This is a genomic window from Streptomyces sp. NPDC006314 (assembly GCF_040613075.1).
Lineage (GTDB): Bacteria > Actinomycetota > Actinomycetes > Streptomycetales > Streptomycetaceae > Streptomyces.
Map to the genome: position 1 here is coordinate 242247 of NZ_JBEXRL010000007.1, position 15541 is coordinate 257787.

General features: G+C 71.2%; 17 protein-coding genes. 7 read left to right on the forward strand and 10 right to left on the reverse strand.

Translation table 11 applies throughout. The annotated features are described in order from the left end of the window. Positions 1-409: 409 nt before the first annotated feature. A complete protein-coding gene (locus tag ABZ079_RS15685) occupies positions 410-1828 on the reverse strand; it encodes a DEAD/DEAH box helicase (RefSeq protein WP_356939973.1) in 1419 nt (472 codons plus the stop codon). Positions 1829-2552: 724 nt separating this feature from the next. Between ABZ079_RS15685 and ABZ079_RS15690 the strand changes: the two genes are divergently transcribed. After that, positions 2553-3842, forward strand: a complete 1290-nt coding sequence (locus ABZ079_RS15690) for a PP2C family protein-serine/threonine phosphatase (RefSeq protein WP_356939974.1) — start codon at positions 2553-2555, stop codon at positions 3840-3842. Then, positions 3839-4192 (forward strand): STAS domain-containing protein, encoded by a 354-nt coding sequence (locus ABZ079_RS15695; RefSeq protein ID WP_356939975.1) that lies wholly within the window; start codon positions 3839-3841, stop codon positions 4190-4192. The genes ABZ079_RS15690 and ABZ079_RS15695 overlap by 4 nt, the downstream gene beginning before the upstream one ends. A gap of 135 nt (positions 4193-4327) precedes the next feature. Here ABZ079_RS15695 and ABZ079_RS15700 read toward each other — a convergent pair whose 3' ends face one another. After that, positions 4328-4897 (reverse strand): hypothetical protein, encoded by a 570-nt coding sequence (locus tag ABZ079_RS15700; protein ID WP_356939976.1) that lies wholly within the window; start codon positions 4895-4897, stop codon positions 4328-4330. A 414-nt stretch (positions 4898-5311) separates the two neighbouring features. On the opposite strand from ABZ079_RS15700, the gene ABZ079_RS15705 reads away from it, so the two are divergent. Genes ABZ079_RS15705 through ABZ079_RS15715 form a run of 3 tightly spaced genes read left to right on the forward strand, consistent with a single transcriptional unit; the run spans position 5312 to position 7099 of the window. After that, positions 5312-6037: a hypothetical protein gene (locus ABZ079_RS15705; RefSeq protein WP_356939977.1), complete on the forward strand. Its 726-nt coding sequence runs from the start codon at positions 5312-5314 to the stop codon at positions 6035-6037. A gap of 1 nt (position 6038) precedes the next feature. Further along, on the forward strand, positions 6039-6452 hold the full coding sequence (locus ABZ079_RS15710) for a phage holin family protein (protein ID WP_356939978.1): 414 nt from the start codon (positions 6039-6041) through the stop codon (positions 6450-6452). Further along, the gene (locus ABZ079_RS15715; protein WP_356939979.1) at positions 6428-7099 is read left to right on the forward strand and encodes a DUF3618 domain-containing protein; all 672 of its coding nucleotides are present in this window, start codon (positions 6428-6430) and stop codon (positions 7097-7099) included. The genes ABZ079_RS15710 and ABZ079_RS15715 overlap by 25 nt, the downstream gene beginning before the upstream one ends. A gap of 153 nt (positions 7100-7252) precedes the next feature. Here the strand turns inward: ABZ079_RS15715 and ABZ079_RS15720 are convergent, their stop codons facing one another. Together ABZ079_RS15720 and ABZ079_RS15725 are read right to left on the reverse strand one after the other, a co-directional pair. Continuing rightward, positions 7253-7795, reverse strand: coding sequence for a DUF1360 domain-containing protein (locus tag ABZ079_RS15720; RefSeq protein ID WP_356939980.1), 543 nt, complete (start codon positions 7793-7795; stop codon positions 7253-7255). 56 nt (positions 7796-7851) lie between these two features. Then, positions 7852-8751: a Rieske (2Fe-2S) protein gene (locus ABZ079_RS15725; protein ID WP_356939981.1), complete on the reverse strand. Its 900-nt coding sequence runs from the start codon at positions 8749-8751 to the stop codon at positions 7852-7854. A gap of 127 nt (positions 8752-8878) precedes the next feature. Here ABZ079_RS15725 and ABZ079_RS15730 point away from each other — a divergent pair, with 127 nt between their 5' ends. Next, on the forward strand, positions 8879-9055 hold the full coding sequence (locus ABZ079_RS15730; RefSeq protein ID WP_356939982.1) for a hypothetical protein: 177 nt from the start codon (positions 8879-8881) through the stop codon (positions 9053-9055). Between the two features lie 369 nt (positions 9056-9424). Beyond that, a complete protein-coding gene (locus ABZ079_RS15735) occupies positions 9425-9913 on the forward strand; it encodes an SPW repeat protein (RefSeq protein WP_356939983.1) in 489 nt (162 codons plus the stop codon). A 107-nt stretch (positions 9914-10020) separates the two neighbouring features. Here the strand turns inward: ABZ079_RS15735 and ABZ079_RS15740 are convergent, their stop codons facing one another. From ABZ079_RS15740 to ABZ079_RS15765, 6 genes are all read right to left on the reverse strand, one after another. After that, a complete protein-coding gene (locus ABZ079_RS15740) occupies positions 10021-11115 on the reverse strand; it encodes a glutamate--cysteine ligase (protein WP_356939984.1) in 1095 nt (364 codons plus the stop codon). A 211-nt stretch (positions 11116-11326) separates the two neighbouring features. After that, positions 11327-11488, reverse strand: a complete 162-nt coding sequence (locus ABZ079_RS15745) for a hypothetical protein (RefSeq protein WP_356939985.1) — start codon at positions 11486-11488, stop codon at positions 11327-11329. A 315-nt stretch (positions 11489-11803) separates the two neighbouring features. Further along, positions 11804-12526, reverse strand: coding sequence for a tryptophan 2,3-dioxygenase family protein (locus ABZ079_RS15750; protein ID WP_356939986.1), 723 nt, complete (start codon positions 12524-12526; stop codon positions 11804-11806). After that, on the reverse strand, positions 12523-13764 hold the full coding sequence (locus tag ABZ079_RS15755) for a pyridoxal phosphate-dependent aminotransferase (protein WP_356939987.1): 1242 nt from the start codon (positions 13762-13764) through the stop codon (positions 12523-12525). Before ABZ079_RS15755 ends, ABZ079_RS15750 begins: the two co-directional genes overlap by 4 nt. Then, positions 13764-14663, reverse strand: coding sequence for a class I SAM-dependent methyltransferase (locus tag ABZ079_RS15760; protein ID WP_356939988.1), 900 nt, complete (start codon positions 14661-14663; stop codon positions 13764-13766). The genes ABZ079_RS15755 and ABZ079_RS15760 overlap by 1 nt, the downstream gene beginning before the upstream one ends. A 77-nt stretch (positions 14664-14740) precedes the next feature. Beyond that, positions 14741-15490, reverse strand: coding sequence for an SDR family oxidoreductase (locus tag ABZ079_RS15765; RefSeq protein ID WP_356939989.1), 750 nt, complete (start codon positions 15488-15490; stop codon positions 14741-14743). Positions 15491-15541: the final 51 nt, after the last annotated feature.

Consider the following 15541-nt stretch of genomic DNA (forward strand, 5'->3'; position numbering starts at 1 on the left):
TCGCCGCCTTCCTGGTCCCCATCGCGGGGGCGGCATTCGTGATCCACCGGCTCAACGCCGAGCACGCGGAAAGAATCGCCGTGCACCGGTACAGCCGCGCTCTGCCCGGCCGCGTGCCCCGCGGCCCGCGCCGCGGCGCCGACGCGGCACAACCCCCTGCGGGACCGCGACAGTCCGAGTCGCCGACCGTCGGCGAACAAGGTGACCCCCGCGACGAGGGCCGCGGCTGCTCCTCACCGCGGCGTCGCCGCAACCGCTCCACTGACCACAGGTGACGACGGCGGACAGCCACCGGACGCGGATGCCGGCGCCGCCCGCTGACCCTCCCGAAGTCCCCCGGCGTTCGATGCCGGAGGACTTCGGCGGCCCGCGTGAGGTGCGTGTATGCCCGCTCGGCAGGTCCCTCGCGTCAGCGGCCCCTGCGCACCCGGGCCGCCGCGCGTGCTTCGGCTGCCTTGCGCTGCTCGGCGGCTTTGCGGGATTCCTTCGCGGGGCGGCCCGGACGAGTGCCGAGGCCGCGGAAGGGGGCGTTGCCGCTGCCGCTCTTCACCCCGGCCGGTGGGCGCTTCGCCCCCGTGATGGTGGTCAGCTTCTCCTCGCCGGAGCGCACCTGTGTGACGGTCGGCCGGATCCCGGCGTCGGACATCATCCGGTTCACATCGCGCCGCTGGTTGGGGGTGACGAGGGTGACCACGTTCCCGGATTCCCCGGCACGCGCCGTGCGCCCGCCACGGTGCAGGTAATCCTTGGCGTCGGCCGGCGGGTCGACGTTGACGACAAGGTCGAGCGCGTCGATGTGGATGCCCCGCGCCGCGACGTTGGTGGCCACCAGCACGTTGATCTCGCCGTCCTTGAACTTGGCGAGCGTGTGCGTGCGCTGCGGCTGTGACTTCCCGCTGTGCAGAGCGTCGGCCCGTACCCCGCTGGCCCGCAGGTGACGGGTGAACTGGTCCACGCCGGCCTTGGTGTTCAGGAACATCAGGACCCGGCCGTCCCGCGCGGCGATTTCGGTAGCGGTCGCGTACTTGTCCGCGGCGTGGATGTTCAGCACGTGGTGCTCCATCGTGGTGACCGATCCCGCCACCCGGTCGACCGAGGCGAGTACCGGGTCGTGCAGGTAGTCGCGCACCAGCTGGTCGACGTCGCGGTCGAGCGTGGCCGAGAACAGCAGCCGCTGCCCGTCGGGGCGCACCTGGTCCAGGATTTCCGCGACCTGCGGGAGGAACCCCAGGTCGCACATCTGGTCAGCCTCGTCCAGCACCGTGATCCGCACCTGATTCAGGTGGCAGTCCCGGCGCGACACCAGGTCGGCCAGCCGCCCCGGCGTCGCGATGACCACGTCGGCGCCGGTCCGCAGCAGCGCCGACTGACGGTTGATCGACAGCCCGCCGACGACCGTCCCCAGTCGGACGTTCAGCGCCTGTGCGTACGGCGCCAGCGCGTCGCTCACCTGCTGTGCGAGTTCCCGGGTCGGCACCAGGACCAGTGCGAGCGGCCGCTTCGACTCCGCTCGCAGGCCTGCCGTCCGGACGAGCAGCGCAAGCCCGAACGCGAGCGTCTTGCCGGAGCCGGTTCGTGCGCGACCGAGGACATCGCGGCCGGCCAGTGCGTGGGGCAGAGTCGCCGCCTGGATCGGGAAGGGCTCCGTCACCCCCAGGCCGATCATGGTCTTCATCAGCTCCGGCGGCAGCCCGAGGACGTCGAAGGACTCGGCCGGCGGCACGTCCGGGGCCACCATCTGCGGCGGCGAGAGTTCGGCCTGCGGGGCTGCTGCCCGCTGGGGGTTACCGGCACGGGAGAGTCCGGGGGCCGGCGGCTTCGCGTTCATGGGGGACCTTTCTCGATCGGGCGCCCGGAACGCGCCGGGGCCCGTACCCCTCGGTACGGGCCCCGGCGGTGTCGAAGCGTGTCGCCATTTTACCAGCGGGCACCCAAACACCTGCCGGTCCGACCGTCGGCCCGGTGGGGATCCGGGGAGGTTTTCCGGAACGGACGACGCCGTCTGGGCGCCATGAGCCGACCGCCGTCCTCACACAGCGGTGGAGGGACCGGACCCCACGGACATCGCCGGGCACGACGGCCCACTTCCGCCGGACGACCGCCAGGCGGTCACCGCGCCCTTCGGGAAGACCACCAGGCCGGTTTCGCGTGATCGGCGGACTGGCCACCATCGCCACCTGACCGCGGCCGGCACTGCGGCCCGGGCGGGCGGTGGCTGGGCCTGCGTGCCCCGTGCGGGGTCGGGCGTCGGTCGGAGGTGCCGCCGGCGCCTGCGATCTGCGGCTGCGCGGGCGCGGACGCGGACAGGGTGGGCCGTCAAGCAGAGCGGACCCGCGATCACCATGGGGCCGAGCCCCGGCTGGGGCCCCGGTGGCCCCGCGGGTGCACGTCGTCGGGCCAGGGACAGGCGCTGATGCCGTAGTCCATGCCGTGCTGCGGAAAACGGGCGAAGGGGTGGTTCGGCCGGCCCGCTGCCTCTCTGCTGCCTTCTGACGGCGTCAGGGGGTAGTCGTGTGAGGCGGGGCGACACCGATGAGCGGAGGTGTGGGTCGATGGAAGGAAGCGGCGGGGGTGGGCGGGAGATGCTCGCCGGTCTGCTGGCCGCCAGCCACCTCATGCCCGTCGAGATGCTGCCGGCCAAGGCATCCGCCTGTGCCCGTGCCGCCGGTTTCCGCCAGGTGCTGATCTACCTGGCCGACCTGCAGCGCAACACCCTGCGTCTTCTCATGGGAGAAGGGGCGACGGACCATGAAGCCGAAGCAGAACTGCAGGTCGAGGGGACGGTGCCCGGGCGGGCCTACCAGTACGGCGACATCCACCCCGCCGTATCCGCGGGCGGGAATGTCTTCGAGTGGTGGGTGCCGCTACTGGACGGCACCGAACGCATCGGGCTGCTGAGAGTGACCGCCGACCACAACGACGCCGACGCCCGGCAGGACTTGGAGGCACTGGCCGCCCTCGTCGCTCTGATCATCGTCAGCAAGCGGGGAACCAGCGACGCACTGGCCAAGCTGGAGCGCGCGCAGCCGCTGAACCTCGCCGCGGAGATGCAGTGGAATCTGCTGCCTCCGCGCACCTACGCGGACGGGCGGGTGGCGATCTCCGCCTCACTGGAGCCGGCCTACCAGATCAGCGGCGACGTGTTCGAGTACGCCATCGACGGGCCCCTCGTGCACCTGTCGATCTTCGACGCGATGGGCCACGACACCGCCGCCGGTCTGGCCGGCGCGCTGGCTCTGGGGGCCTGCCGCAACTCTCGCCGGCAGGGCGCCGACCTCATCGGCAAGGGCGAAGCCGTCGAGGCCGCCCTCATCGAGCAGTACGGCCGCCAGCGGTACGTCACCGGCATCCTGTCCACCCTCGACACCCGCACCGGCGTCCTGCAATGGGTCAACCGCGGCCACCATCCGCCGATCATCATCCGCGACAACCGCTGGACCATCCACCTGGTCTGCCCACCGGCACACCCCATGGGGACCGACCTCGGCCTGCCCGGCACCGTGTGCACGGAGCAGCTCCAGCCCGGCGACCGCATCGTCTTCTACACCGACGGCATCACCGAGGCCCGCCGCCCCGGCGGCCCCGAATTCGGCCTGGAACGCTTCGCCGATTTCCTCATCCGCCACCACGCCGACGGCCTCTCGGTCCCCGAGACCCTGCGCCGTCTCATCCACGCCGTCCTGGACTACCACGACGGGCACCTTCAGGACGACGCCACCGTCCTGCTGTGCCAATGGCTCGGCGCAGCCATGGAGCCGGCCGACGAGGCAGCCGAGGTGACCGGCCTGTCGTCCAACGGCCCCCACAGCGACAGCGACCAGGACGGGAGCATCCTTCCATGAGCGCGGATCTGCACATCGACGTGACGGACCAACCCGGTCAGCTGCCCGTCGCCGCCGTGGCCGGCCCGCTGGACCTGCACACCGCACCCCGGCTCTACCGGCACGCCACCCACGTCCTGCAGCGGTACCCTTCACTGATCCTGGGCCTGGCCGGAGTCACCTTCTGTGACTCCTCCGGCCTCAACAGCCTCATCCGGCTGCGCCGCCGCGCTCAGGAAGCCGGCGGCCGGCTCATTCTGGCCGGCCCTCCCCCGCAACTGGCCCGGATGCTGGCGCTGACCGGCGCCGACACCATTCTGCCCGTCCACGGCAGCGTCGCCGAAGCGCAAGCAGCCCATTCCGTGACCTGACCACCGGCTTCCGGACATCCATAGGGCCGTCGCCCGTGGCCTCGAAGCCCGGCGGGGACCGGTTGGCCGGCGCATCACCGACTGCGTCGCCCTCCTGCGGCCGGTCTCCGTCACCAGGTGTCCTGCGGCGGAGTCTCACGGGATCAGCGGAGTGACCGAGCGGGCGTGCTCCCACATGCCATGGAGCTGCTCAAAAGGACGCTGCTGTTCACCATGCAGGGCGTTGAGCACGACCAGGCAGCCGGTCAGGGCCGGCACCGCCCACTGAACGCAGGCGAGCTGACGCCGGGCTTTGTCGACGTCGACGGGATGCTGGGCGGCCTTCTCGGCGTCCTGGGGATCGGAGGAAGAACTCAGCTCGATCTTCTTGCCGAGGACGCGGGCGTAGGCGGTGGCGGCCAGAGCCGCTGCGGTGACGGCCGTCTTGGCCGTGGTGGAGGCGGCTACGCCCTTCTGCTTGGCGACCCGGTGGGCGTTCACCGCGAGCAGCCCGCCACCGCCGAACAGGTGTGCGCCGATGGCGGCCGCGTTGACCGGTGCCCACTTCGACCATCCGGAAGAGGCGATCCGCGCCCCGGCCGTGTCCGTGGCGCCCTCGTCCTTCGCCGCCCCGTTGAGGCCGACAGCGCCCATCAGGGAGCCGCCGAACCATGCTGCCAGACCCACGTCGTGCAGGCTGCGAATGAGGGTGTTGCGTCCGGACATGGCTGTGCTCCTTTGACTCAGGGGTGCGGGGTGAGCCGACAGAGATGTCAAGCGTCACTCCACCCTTGCCGGAACCTGCTCCGGCCGCCATCAAGGCTGGGCCGGACGGGTCCCCGGCCGAGGCGGCCCCGGGCTCGGCAGTCCCCTGCCGCCACTCCAGGGACACCGCCGGCCGCAACTCCCCGCGCGGACGCCCGAAGAGGGTGCGCGGGGCCCGGTAAGTGGTCAGCGCCGCGGCGCTGACGACGCCACCCTCACGAGCGGAGAAACTGATGCCCGATTTGTGTGTGAATGTCGCCCTAACAGTTACTCGTGGGTGAGAAGAACGGTCGATTGTGAGGCCCGGCGGTGGCGTCCCGTACGTCGGCGAGAGGTCTCGCATGAACGTCGATGCGGTGCCGAGGAGGCTGGCCGATGAGTGAATACACACAAGAGGGTGCCGGGAGGCTGAAGCAGACCGGTGAGACAGCCAGGACACAGGCGTCGGCCACGGCCGATCAGGCCGGCCGGGCCGCGGGCCAGGTTGCGGGAACCGCCGCAGAACAGGCCAAGGCCGTGGCCGGGGAGGCGCGGCAGCAGGCCACTACGGTCATCGAGGAACTGCGCACCCGCGCGGTGAACGAGGCCGAGGAACAGGCACGGCGCGCGACGGGAACGTTGCGGCAGTGGTCCGACGACGTGGCCGGCCTGGCCGACAACGCCCCGAGCGACTCAGCTGCCCGCAGCGTTGCCGGCCAGATAGCCGACCGTGGGCACCGGGCCGCCGACTACCTGGAGAAGCAGGGTGTGGACGGGGCGGTTTCCGATCTTCGCCGCTTCGCTCGCAGGCGCCCCGGGGTCTTCTTGGGTGGAGCACTGCTGGCAGGACTGGCGGTAGGGCGCCTGACCAAGGCCGCAGGCAAGGCCGGGCAGTCGTCCGAGTCGGGGCAGCGCCGCACCGGCACCCCGCAGCTCGAAGCGGAGAACGAGCCGGTTACGCCGACGTTGCCATCCGGCCCTGTGCAGGATGCCCCACCGATGCCGCCCGCACCGCCGGTTGTCCCGCAGTCGACAGAGCCCTCCGGATCACCGCAGGCACCGCCCTTGCCCGGGGACCCGCCGCCGGCCGGTATGCGGACCCGGCCCTATCCGGAGGTGTGAGGTGTCTACCATCCCTCCGAGCCCCGCGGAGCACGGGCATGACAGGTCGGTCGGTGAGCTGCTGGCGGTGGTGACATCCGACGTCCAGACACTCTTCCGCCAGGAGATCGAGCTGGCCAAGGCGGAGGTGCAACAGGAGGCTGCCAAGGCCGGCAAGGCGGCCGGCATGTACGGCGGTGCCGGTTTCGGCGGATACATGGTGCTCCTGTTCCTCTCGCTGGCCGCCGTCCTCGGTCTGGCGAACGTGATGGACGGCGGGTGGGCCTCGCTGATCGTCGCCGCGGTGTGGGCCGTCATCGCCGCCGTGCTCTACCAGCGGGGCCGCACCCGGATGCGCACCGTCTCCCCCAAGCCCGAGCGGACCGTCGAAACGATGAAGGAGAATGCGGAATGGGCACGTCACCCGACCAAATAAGGGACCAGATCGACGCCACCCGGAACCAGCTGTCCGCGGACGTGGACCGGCTCGCCGACCGGACCAGTCCCCGCCGCATGGTGCGTCGCCGGACCCAGCGGGCGCGGAGCAGGTTCACTGGCCTGCGTGAGAGTGTCATGGGGGCCGCCTCACAGACGGCTCACGGGGTCACGACCGGTGCCCAGTCGGCGGCCGGCTCGCTGCAGGAAGGCGCCGGACAGGCCACCGACGCGGTACGGGAAACGGCCGGTCAGGTGGGCGACGCGGTCAAGCAGGCGCCCGATCAGGTCATGCGCCAGGCCCAGGGAAGCCCGTTGGCCGCGGGTCTGATCGCCTTCGGAGTCGGTGTACTGGCGTCCTCGTTGCTGCCGACCTCACAGGTGGAGCAGGAGACGGTCTCCGGCCTGATGGAGTCCGGTGGTGAGGTGCTGGAGCCGGTGAAGCAGGCTGCTCTGGAGTCCGCGCAGAACCTGAAGGAAGGCGCCAAAGAAGTCACGCAGAAGGCCACCGAGGAAATCAAGGGCTCTGCCGCCGACGCTGCCCGGACGACCCAGGAGGAAGTACGCGGCCAGAGCGAGGATCTGACCGCGCAGGCACGTGAGTCGGGCCAGCAGGTGGTCAAGGAAGCACGGCAGCAAGGGGGCTGAGACGACGCGGTACTCGCCTCCCATGACGGACCGGCAACCGGATCCGGCCCAACTGAGCCCCGCGCCGGTCGACTTCCGTGTAGCCCCGTCGGACCCCCCGCGCCCCAGCGCTCTCGGCTCGACGCGAAGCGGGTGTGGGGGGCTCGCGCGGGGTCAGTCGCCGGTCGTCTTGTCCACCAGCGCGCTGTAGAGCATTTGCAACGCGTCCGCTCCGGCAAGGGCGGCGAGCGCGCCCATGGCGGTGCGCGTGGCACGCGGCCAGAGCAACTGGCCGGCCGTCAGGGTCGAGGCCACCCACACGCTCACGCAGAAGGGGCAGGTCACAAGCTCGCCCACGGTCTCTTTGCCCGTCTGGGACTGTGCTTCCTCGTGGAGTTCGGCAGGGCCCTGTGGTCCGACGTACTGAGTGAAGGGGGCGCGCAGCGGACTGGTCACCGACGCCTTGCTCAGCAGTCGGCTGAGCCGGAAGGTGGCCACCGAGGTCAGTACCACGTCCCACGGTTCGGGGCGGTCGGGCAGCGGGCACCCGCGAAGTCGTACCGCCGTGGCCCAGGCCGCCGTGTACGCCCCGAACCCCGTCATGGCCGCGAGGTAACCGCCCAGCGGGCGTTCGTGCCCGGCGGAATAGTTCTGGTGGGTGCGCCGAAGAAGCCCGTTCACCCGTCGTGCGAGGCGGTTGTCAGCTGCTGTGCCCATGGGCCCTGTCCGTTCCTTTCCCGCTCTCTTCCGGTCCGCTTCCCGGCGGTCGCTCGTCATTGTTCCCCGTCATGCCGGCGCAGGCGCACCTCGACGTGGCCATCGGCGATCCGGGTGTCGAAGGCGGGCTGGGGCGCGGTGGCGGGGCCGCGTACGTTCCAGCCGTCCGCGAGGCGGAAGACGCTGCCGTGCCAGGGGCACTGGACACACCCGTCCGTGACCGTGCCCTCGGACAGGGGACCCGCGAGGTGGCTGCACCGTTCCGCCAGTGCGTGGATCGTCCCGCCGGACTCGCGCAGCACCAGGACCGGTACGTCGTCCACGACGCGGCGTACGGGTTCCCCGGCCGGGAACTCGGCCACTGCGCCGACCCGGTGCCAGATGTCCCGGACCACGTGCGGGACCTGTTCCGCATGGTTGGCGCCGGACGCCTGGCGGTAGGCCAGGTGCCCGCCCAGCATGCCGCCGAGCCCGACCGCCGTCAGCCCCAGAAAGCCGTAGACCCGGCCCGCTCCCGTACGGCCCTTGAAGCGGCAGGCGAGCGAGGTGGCGTACAGGCCGAGAGCCACCGTGTTGGCGAGGGCGTGCACAAGTCCGACGCGCATCTGCTGCCGGTGCAGCTCCGCCCAGTCGACGGCGCCCGCCAGCGCGGCGGGCGCGGCCGCCGCCAGTCCGACGCCCACCAGTACGCCCGCCTCACGGGAGCGGCCGGGCCGCAGGTCCAGAACCGCGGCGGACAGCCAGGTGCCGATCGGGAGCTGCACCAGCAGTGGATGCGCCGGGTGCCCCAGCCACCTGCCGTGCAGCAGGTCGCGGCCGCGTCCCAACGGCAGTCCGCGTACTCCGCTGCCGACAGCGTCGATCACCGGGTCCGCCCGTGGGTCCCGCTCGAGTGCGTCCAGCAGACTCAGGATCCGGTTCTGCCGCACCCGGCGGCGAAGGGGCGTTGCGCTCATGGGCGCCGGGTCCCCGCCTGCCCCTACGGCAAACGAAAGACCCATACCGGCACAGAAAAGGGAGAATTAGGGTAATTGAGTCACCCCCCTGGGGAACCCGGAAGGTACCGCTCTGGAAGGAGCCGATATGAGCAACCCGCAGGGGAACGAGTTCTCCCACCCGCTGGAGCAGGTCACGGGTGAGAAGGACGTCCACCCCGAGGAAGAGGAAGGTCGGCAGCAGCCTCAGACTTCGGCCGACGCCCCCGCCGACGAGGACGACACCGACGCTGAAGGCGCACCCCCGGGGCCGGCCGGATTGTGACCGCCTCCATCGCCCACCAGGATGCTGCTACTCGGGGGCGGCGGCAGTCTTCTGCTTCGCCAGCGGCGCGACCACACCAGCGGCGCTACCACCCACGGCTCGACGCGATGATGAACCGCTACCTCGCCGGCCTCCTCGTCTGCGGGAGGCCCTCAGTGACCGTCCGCTGCGGCGGATCGCTGCCGCCTGGGAAACCGTTCGGGCAACCGCCCCGACCCACCCCCATCCTGGCGTATCCCGCCGCCCGCCCGGCAGCGCCCTGCGGGGCATCCCGAGGGGTGGCCCCAGGAGCCATCGCTCCGGTGCGCTCTGCCCGGCGTGCGGGACACATCTGACAGCATCATCAGCATCGCCCTGAAGGTGAGAACAATGACAACTTCTCCCAGGCCGTCCATGGAAACGCATCCCGACATCGTCGACATGCGCCTTCGTCACGAGATGGCCGAGCGCGCCACGAGCACACCCAAAGCCCAGGCCATCGAGACCATGGCGCTGCTCACCGGTCTCTACCTCGCGGCATCGCCCTGGATCACCGGGTTCAACAACCTGTCGACACTGGCTGTCACCAACCTGCTCACCGGTATCGCCTACGCGGTCCTGATGAGCGGCGGATTCGGCCGCGCCTACGAGCGGACCCACAGCATGGCGTGGGCGGCCTGTGCGCTGGGAGCGTGGGCCATCATCGCGCCCTGGGTGGTTGCGGGTGACGTCAGTACGACGAAGACGATCGTGAACAACATCATCACCGGCGTGCTGGCCCTCCTGCTGGCCCTGGCCGCCAGCGCGGCCGCCCGGGCGGCGGAGTCGTCCCACGCACGGCGCGACATGTCGACGTCCTACGCACCGGGTCGCAGCTGACCAGATCGCGTGTCTCCACGGGCCTCATCCACGCCCGTGAGAGCATCAGCCCCGGCCGGCACCACTGCCGTCCGGGGCTGAGCGTCTTCCGGTCTCCCATGGGGCTGTCAGGGCATGCCGCCGGCCTCGATGAGCAGGTCGATGACGGCGTCGAGACCACCTTCGGCCAGCGCCTGGCGCTGGCGGTCCGCGCCGGTGCCCTGCTGCAGCAGACGGTGGACGAGCGACGTCACCTCACGGGTGTCACCGGCCGCCTCCAGCGCCGGGCCGACGTGCTCCACCAGCCCGTACACGGCGTCGCCCGCCCGGCAGCGTTCGCCTCCGGGCAGGATCAGCTCACCACTCAGTCCGTAGCGTGCCGCCTGCCACATCGCCACGTCCACCAGCTCAGGAGCGGTGTCCGGCGCCTCTTGGCCGGCCGCCGTCTCGGACATCGCGGTGTCGACCAGGGCGCGCACCAGCCCGGCGAACATCACGGCCTCATCCGTGCGCAGCTGCACGTCCAGGCAGCGGACCTCCACCGTGGGATAGGTCTCGGACACCCGAGCCTGCCAGTACAGCTGGCCGGTGTCGCTGATCACCCCGGTCGACAGCAGCCGCCGTATCCGGACGTCGTAGTCCGTCTCGTCGATGAAACACGGCGGGACTCCGCTGACCGGCCAACGGTCGAACACCAGGGTGCGCCAGCTCGCGAAGCCGGTGTCGTGGCCCTCCCACAACGGGGAGTTCGCCGCCATGGCGGTCAGGACCGGCAGCCAGACACGGATCCGGTTCAGCACCTGAACCGCCACGCGCCGGCCCGGCACGGCGACGTGGACGTGCATGCCGTTGACCATCTGCTCGGCGACCAGTTGTGGTGCCTGCTGCTGCATGGCCCGGTAGCGGACCTGGTCGGTGACGGGCATCGGCAGGGCCTGCCGCAAGGGCGGGGTCCCGCCGGCCATGATGCGGCAGCCGTGCGTCTCCGCCGCCCCGGCCACGGCGTGCCGCAGACGCAGCAGATGGCCGCCGACCTCCTCCAACGAGTCGCACACCGGAGTGGCCACCTCGATCTGCGCCTGAAGAAGCTCCGACTGAATCTCCCGCGCGGTCACGAACGGCGCCAGGCCGGCCGCGGACCGTACCTTCTCCGCGCGCGCCACCAGCCGGCCCGTGACCGGCTCCACCAGCATGTACTCCTCTTCGACACCGACGGTCGTCATCGGGGACCTCCCGTTCCGGCGGCGCACCGCCTCGAAGGGAGCGGGCGCGTTCCGGACCGGTCGCCCACTGCTGCGTGCCCGGCGTCACCCCCCGCTGGTGGCGGGTGCCGCTCCACGTCCCATCATCGTGCCTACCCGGGGCACGGCACACGCCGTGCCCCGGGTCGGTCGCTGCCGGCCGGGCCCTCGGTGTCCACCGCAGTGCCGGGGTTCAGCCCTTGCCCATGGCCTTGCGGACGGCGCCCTCGGCGCGGTCCATGAGGGCGGCTCCCGGGCCGGGGGCGATGTTGGCCGCGGCGGACTCGACGCCCGGACGGGGCCGGGTGGAGGCCACGGCCCTGGCCGCCTTGGCCATCGCGGCGAGGTCGGTCACGCCGGTGATGCGGCGGATGTGGCAGCGGAGCTGCGCACGGAAAACGGGGGGGGCGCCTCTTCGCGGGACGCGGTGGCGGGCGGCAGGCCGCGGGCTTCTTCCAGAGTCACGGCAGAGGGCGCCTGACCGGGTCGGACGCCCGGCCAGGCGCCCTCCTCAGGCTCCGTCGAGGCCGCGAGCCGCGTCGGACCCCGCTGCCGATCACTCCCACCCGTGCCCCGCCTCCGGCCAGCTGCTCCGGTGTGCTGCCGGGACGATCCCGTGCCGACGCGCCCGCGGCGGTGCCGTCATGCACCTCGCATCAGGGCTCGGTGGTCAGGTGTCGGCCTCGTGCCGATGCAGTCGCTCCCGGGCCGACCGCAGTTCCGGGAAAGGCATGCGGGCCCGTGTGACCAGATAGGCGGCGCCCGTCGTGCCGCCCGTGCCGGACAGGCCGCCCAGCGCGCGATCGACCAGCACCAGGTGGTTCACCTTCCACTGCCAGAAGCGGTACCCCAGGTCGAGCAGGGTCTCGGCGAGCCGGTGGGCGGCGCCCGCGCCGGCGGCGCCGAGTCGGCAGACCTCCTCCACACTGGTGCCGCGTGCGGCGAGCGCCTTGAGGAAGGCCCGGTACAGCGGGCTCTCGCCCTCGTCCGCGGTCCCCATGCGCACTTCCAGGTCGTGGAAGTTGCGCGACTGGGCTCCGCTGGCGCTGCCCAGGCGGGGGCGGAACACGGCGAATCGCTGGACGGGAAGCCGCTCCAGGAGCCGGACCGTCTCCCCCAGCAGGCCGAGCACCGCCACGGCACGGCCCAGGTGCTCCAGCGCGTGTTCGACGCCGTCGGGAGTGCCCGTCCCGTCGGCGCACACCAGTGCCTCGGTGGCGGCGTCCAGGTCGTTCAGCACCTGCACGAGCCACAGCTCGCTGGTCTGGTGGGCCACGATGAAGAACAACTCGGCCGATCCGGTGGCGGTGTCGTCGCCGGCCGGGTACTGCGGCTCCTGGAGCGACAGCAGCCGCTCCAGGCGCAGATAACCCGCGTAGTCCTGGCCTGTCACGGTGATCCGCCTCGGGAGCGCAAGTCCCTCACGTGGGCGAGCAGCCGCGAGACGCCGGTGTCGAGTTCCACGGGGTCGCCGCAGAACGCCAGCCGGACCAGGGTGCGGGCCTCGGGCGCGGGGTCGGACGCCAGCACCCGGCCGTCGTCCGAGAACACGGGCCGCAGCGCGAACCCGGCGGCCGGAGCCACACCCACCTCGTGGGTCTCCAGCAGGCTCGCGGCGAAGGTGTCCGCGTCGACACCGGTCGAGCCGACGTCGATCACGGCGTACCAGCCGCCCTGCGGGAGTTCGGCGAGCAGACCCGCCTCGCGCAGGGCGGGCAGGGCCCGGTCGCGGTTGGCCCGCACCATCCGCGCGTTGGCCCGGGCGCTGTCCTCCGCCTTCAGCGCGGTGAGCCCGGCGTACTGGATGGGCGTCGAGGGGCCGATGATGCTCGCCTCCTGCACCACGCGCAGGGCGTGTGCCGCGGCCGCGTTGGGTGTCACCACGTACCCCAGCCGGTATCCGGTCATCGCCAGGCTCTTGGAGAAGGTGAACGTGCTGGAGACGCGTCGTTCCTCCTCCGGCAACCCGCTCTCCAGGGAGGCGAACGAGAGGTGCTCGCCCTCGTACACGAAGTGCTCGTAGGCCTCGTCGCTGATGATCTGGAGGTCGTGCTCGCGCGCGAGTTCGAGGATGCCCGTCATGGTCTCGGCGTCGAGCACCGCACCGGTCGGGTTGGCCGGGGAGTTCACCAGCACGGCCCGGGTGCGGGGGGTGACGGCCTCGCGCAGCGACTCCAGGCGGGGGCGGTACCCGGGGCCGAGCGCGTAGAACACGGGCCGGAAGCCCGCGAGCAGGACCTGCTGGAGGTGGATGGGCCAGTGCAGTTCCGGCATCAGCAGTTCGTCGCCCGGACTCGCGAGGGATTGGAACAACGCGGCGAGCCCCTGACACGAGCCCGGTGTCACAAACACCCGTTCGGGACTGGTGCGGTGACCGTTCTCCGTCTCCAGTTTGACCGCCAGTGCCTCCCGCAGCGCGTGCATGCCCTCCGCGGAGGTGTAGGCCGTCCGGCCGTCGTGCACCGCGTGCTCCACCGCCAGGGCGACCTCGCGCGGCGGCGGGAAGTAGGGTTCACCGACATGGAGTTTGACGACCGGCCGGCCGGTGGTCCGCTCCCGCTCCTCCGCCGCGCGGAAGACCGCGTGCAGACAGGACGGGGGGATGGTGCCGGCGTGTGAGACCCGGCCCATCACCGGTCGCCGTCGCCGTCGGCGGCCCCGTTGCCCGGGACGAACTCGTAGATGAAGAAGCTCTGCAGCTCAGCGGGCCGGTCACCGATGACGTGCTTGGCGATCTGCTCGAACCCGTTCACGGCCAGTTCGTGTTCGGCGATGAGCGGTGACAGCTTGTGCTCCTCCTCGAACGACGTGACCATGTCGTCCTTGGTGATCTGCATCTCCGCGATGGCCACCGGCCAGTGGTCCCGTTCGATGGCGTAGTCGATGACGAACTTGTACCAGTTCCACAGCGTGCGGCGGCGGCGGTCCTCCAGCGTCCGGGACCACTCGGGGACGGTGCCGTCCTTGCGGTACGCCTCGATCTCCTCCCGGCTGGCGAGCAGATAGCCGCCGCCCAACTCGATGACGTCGGCGTCCCTCAACCGTTTGACGTCCTCGTCGGTGCAGTACTCGGGGCAGAACTCGTCACCGAGTATCAGCACACCCCCTTCGTCGAGGAGGGCGCGCGCGTGCTGGAGGTGGCTGTGCGGCAGATGGTGGTGGCTGCCCCAGGAGATGATGACGTCGAGCGGGTCCTTCCAGTCCATGAAGGAGTCGGTGAAGACCTCCGCGCGGGGGTGGTCCGCCAGCCGATCGCGGGCCTGACGGGCCGGGTTGGGAGCGATCTCGTTGGCGATCACCCGGCAGTCGGGCAGCCGCTGCGCGATCATCTCGGAGAGCACACCCGATCCGGAGCCCACGTCGATGACGGTCAGCGGACGACCGGCCGACTCGCGCTTCTTGGCCACCAGGTCCACGATCAGCTGGTCGCCGTCGCTGATGTCGGGGTGACCGTCCCGCATGACGGCCCCGACGTCGACCCGCTTGAATTCCTGACGGCCGTAGACGGTGGAAATCTCTTCGCTGCTCATTCTTGTTCTCCCTCGTCCTTTCGGCACCGCATGTTCTCTGAGCAGTGCCGGACTGTTGTACGAAACAACGAGCGGAATTACGAAGTGCGGCCCCCGTCGACGGGAATGAGAGCGCCCGTGACCCATCCGGCGGCCTCCGGGTCGAGCAGCCGGCACACCCAGGAGGAGACGTCGTCCGGTGTTCCGAAGCGGCCAAGCGGGGTGCTGTCGACCAGGTCGTCGCGCAGCTGCGCCACCTGCTCGGGCGCGAGCCCGAGATCGTCGTACATCGGGGTGTCGACCGGACCGGGCAGCACCGCGTTGACCCGGATGTGCGGGGCGAGTTCCCGGGCCAGCGACCGTGTGAGGCTGTTCAGTGCGGCCTTGGACGCGCCATACACCGCCCGGCGGGGCATGGCCAGGACCCCGCCGACGGAGGAGACGTTGACCACCGATCCGCCGGCGGCCCGCAGCGCGGGGAGGGCCGCCCGGATCAGGTGGACCGGCCCCATCAGGTTGACGTCGAGCATGGCTGTCAGATCGTTCGGATCGGCCTCGGCCAGAGGGCCGAAACGAGCCAGTCCGGCGTTGTTGACCAGGCCGTCCAGCCCGCCGAAGCGGTCCAGCGCGGCTCGTACGGCACCGGCGGCCGCCGCGGGCCGGGCGATGTCCGCCGGGTGCACGAGTGCCTGCTCGTCCGCCGCCGCCCCGGCGGTCTCGCGCAGAGCCGTGGCCCGCCGCCCGACCAGGACGGCCCGGGCGCCCTCGCCGATCAGCTGCCGTGCCACGGCGCGTCCGATGCCGCTGCCGGCACCGGTCACGAGGAAGGTCTTTCCGTGCAGGCTCATGAGGGAAATCCCGCTCGCTTTCTTCCGCGGTCGATGTCTGCGGTTTCCGCT

Bases quoted from the DNA above. Each gene is read 5' to 3' on its own strand.
- ABZ079_RS15685 (WP_356939973.1), bottom strand. From the start codon at position 1,828: ATGAACGCGAAGCCGCCGGCCCCCGGACTCTCCCGTGCCGGTAACCCC.
- ABZ079_RS15690 (WP_356939974.1), top strand. From the start codon at position 2,553: ATGGAAGGAAGCGGCGGGGGTGGGCGGGAGATGCTCGCCGGTCTGCTG.
- ABZ079_RS15695 (WP_356939975.1), top strand. From the start codon at position 3,839: ATGAGCGCGGATCTGCACATCGACGTGACGGACCAACCCGGTCAGCTG.
- ABZ079_RS15700 (WP_356939976.1), bottom strand. From the start codon at position 4,897: ATGTCCGGACGCAACACCCTCATTCGCAGCCTGCACGACGTGGGTCTG.
- ABZ079_RS15705 (WP_356939977.1), top strand. From the start codon at position 5,312: ATGAGTGAATACACACAAGAGGGTGCCGGGAGGCTGAAGCAGACCGGT.
- ABZ079_RS15715 (WP_356939979.1), top strand. From the start codon at position 6,428: ATGGGCACGTCACCCGACCAAATAAGGGACCAGATCGACGCCACCCGG.
- ABZ079_RS15720 (WP_356939980.1), bottom strand. From the start codon at position 7,795: ATGGGCACAGCAGCTGACAACCGCCTCGCACGACGGGTGAACGGGCTT.
- ABZ079_RS15725 (WP_356939981.1), bottom strand. From the start codon at position 8,751: ATGAGCGCAACGCCCCTTCGCCGCCGGGTGCGGCAGAACCGGATCCTG.
- ABZ079_RS15730 (WP_356939982.1), top strand. From the start codon at position 8,879: ATGAGCAACCCGCAGGGGAACGAGTTCTCCCACCCGCTGGAGCAGGTC.
- ABZ079_RS15735 (WP_356939983.1), top strand. From the start codon at position 9,425: ATGACAACTTCTCCCAGGCCGTCCATGGAAACGCATCCCGACATCGTC.
- ABZ079_RS15740 (WP_356939984.1), bottom strand. From the start codon at position 11,115: ATGACGACCGTCGGTGTCGAAGAGGAGTACATGCTGGTGGAGCCGGTC.
- ABZ079_RS15755 (WP_356939987.1), bottom strand. From the start codon at position 13,764: ATGGGCCGGGTCTCACACGCCGGCACCATCCCCCCGTCCTGTCTGCAC.
- ABZ079_RS15760 (WP_356939988.1), bottom strand. From the start codon at position 14,663: ATGAGCAGCGAAGAGATTTCCACCGTCTACGGCCGTCAGGAATTCAAG.
- ABZ079_RS15765 (WP_356939989.1), bottom strand. From the start codon at position 15,490: ATGAGCCTGCACGGAAAGACCTTCCTCGTGACCGGTGCCGGCAGCGGC.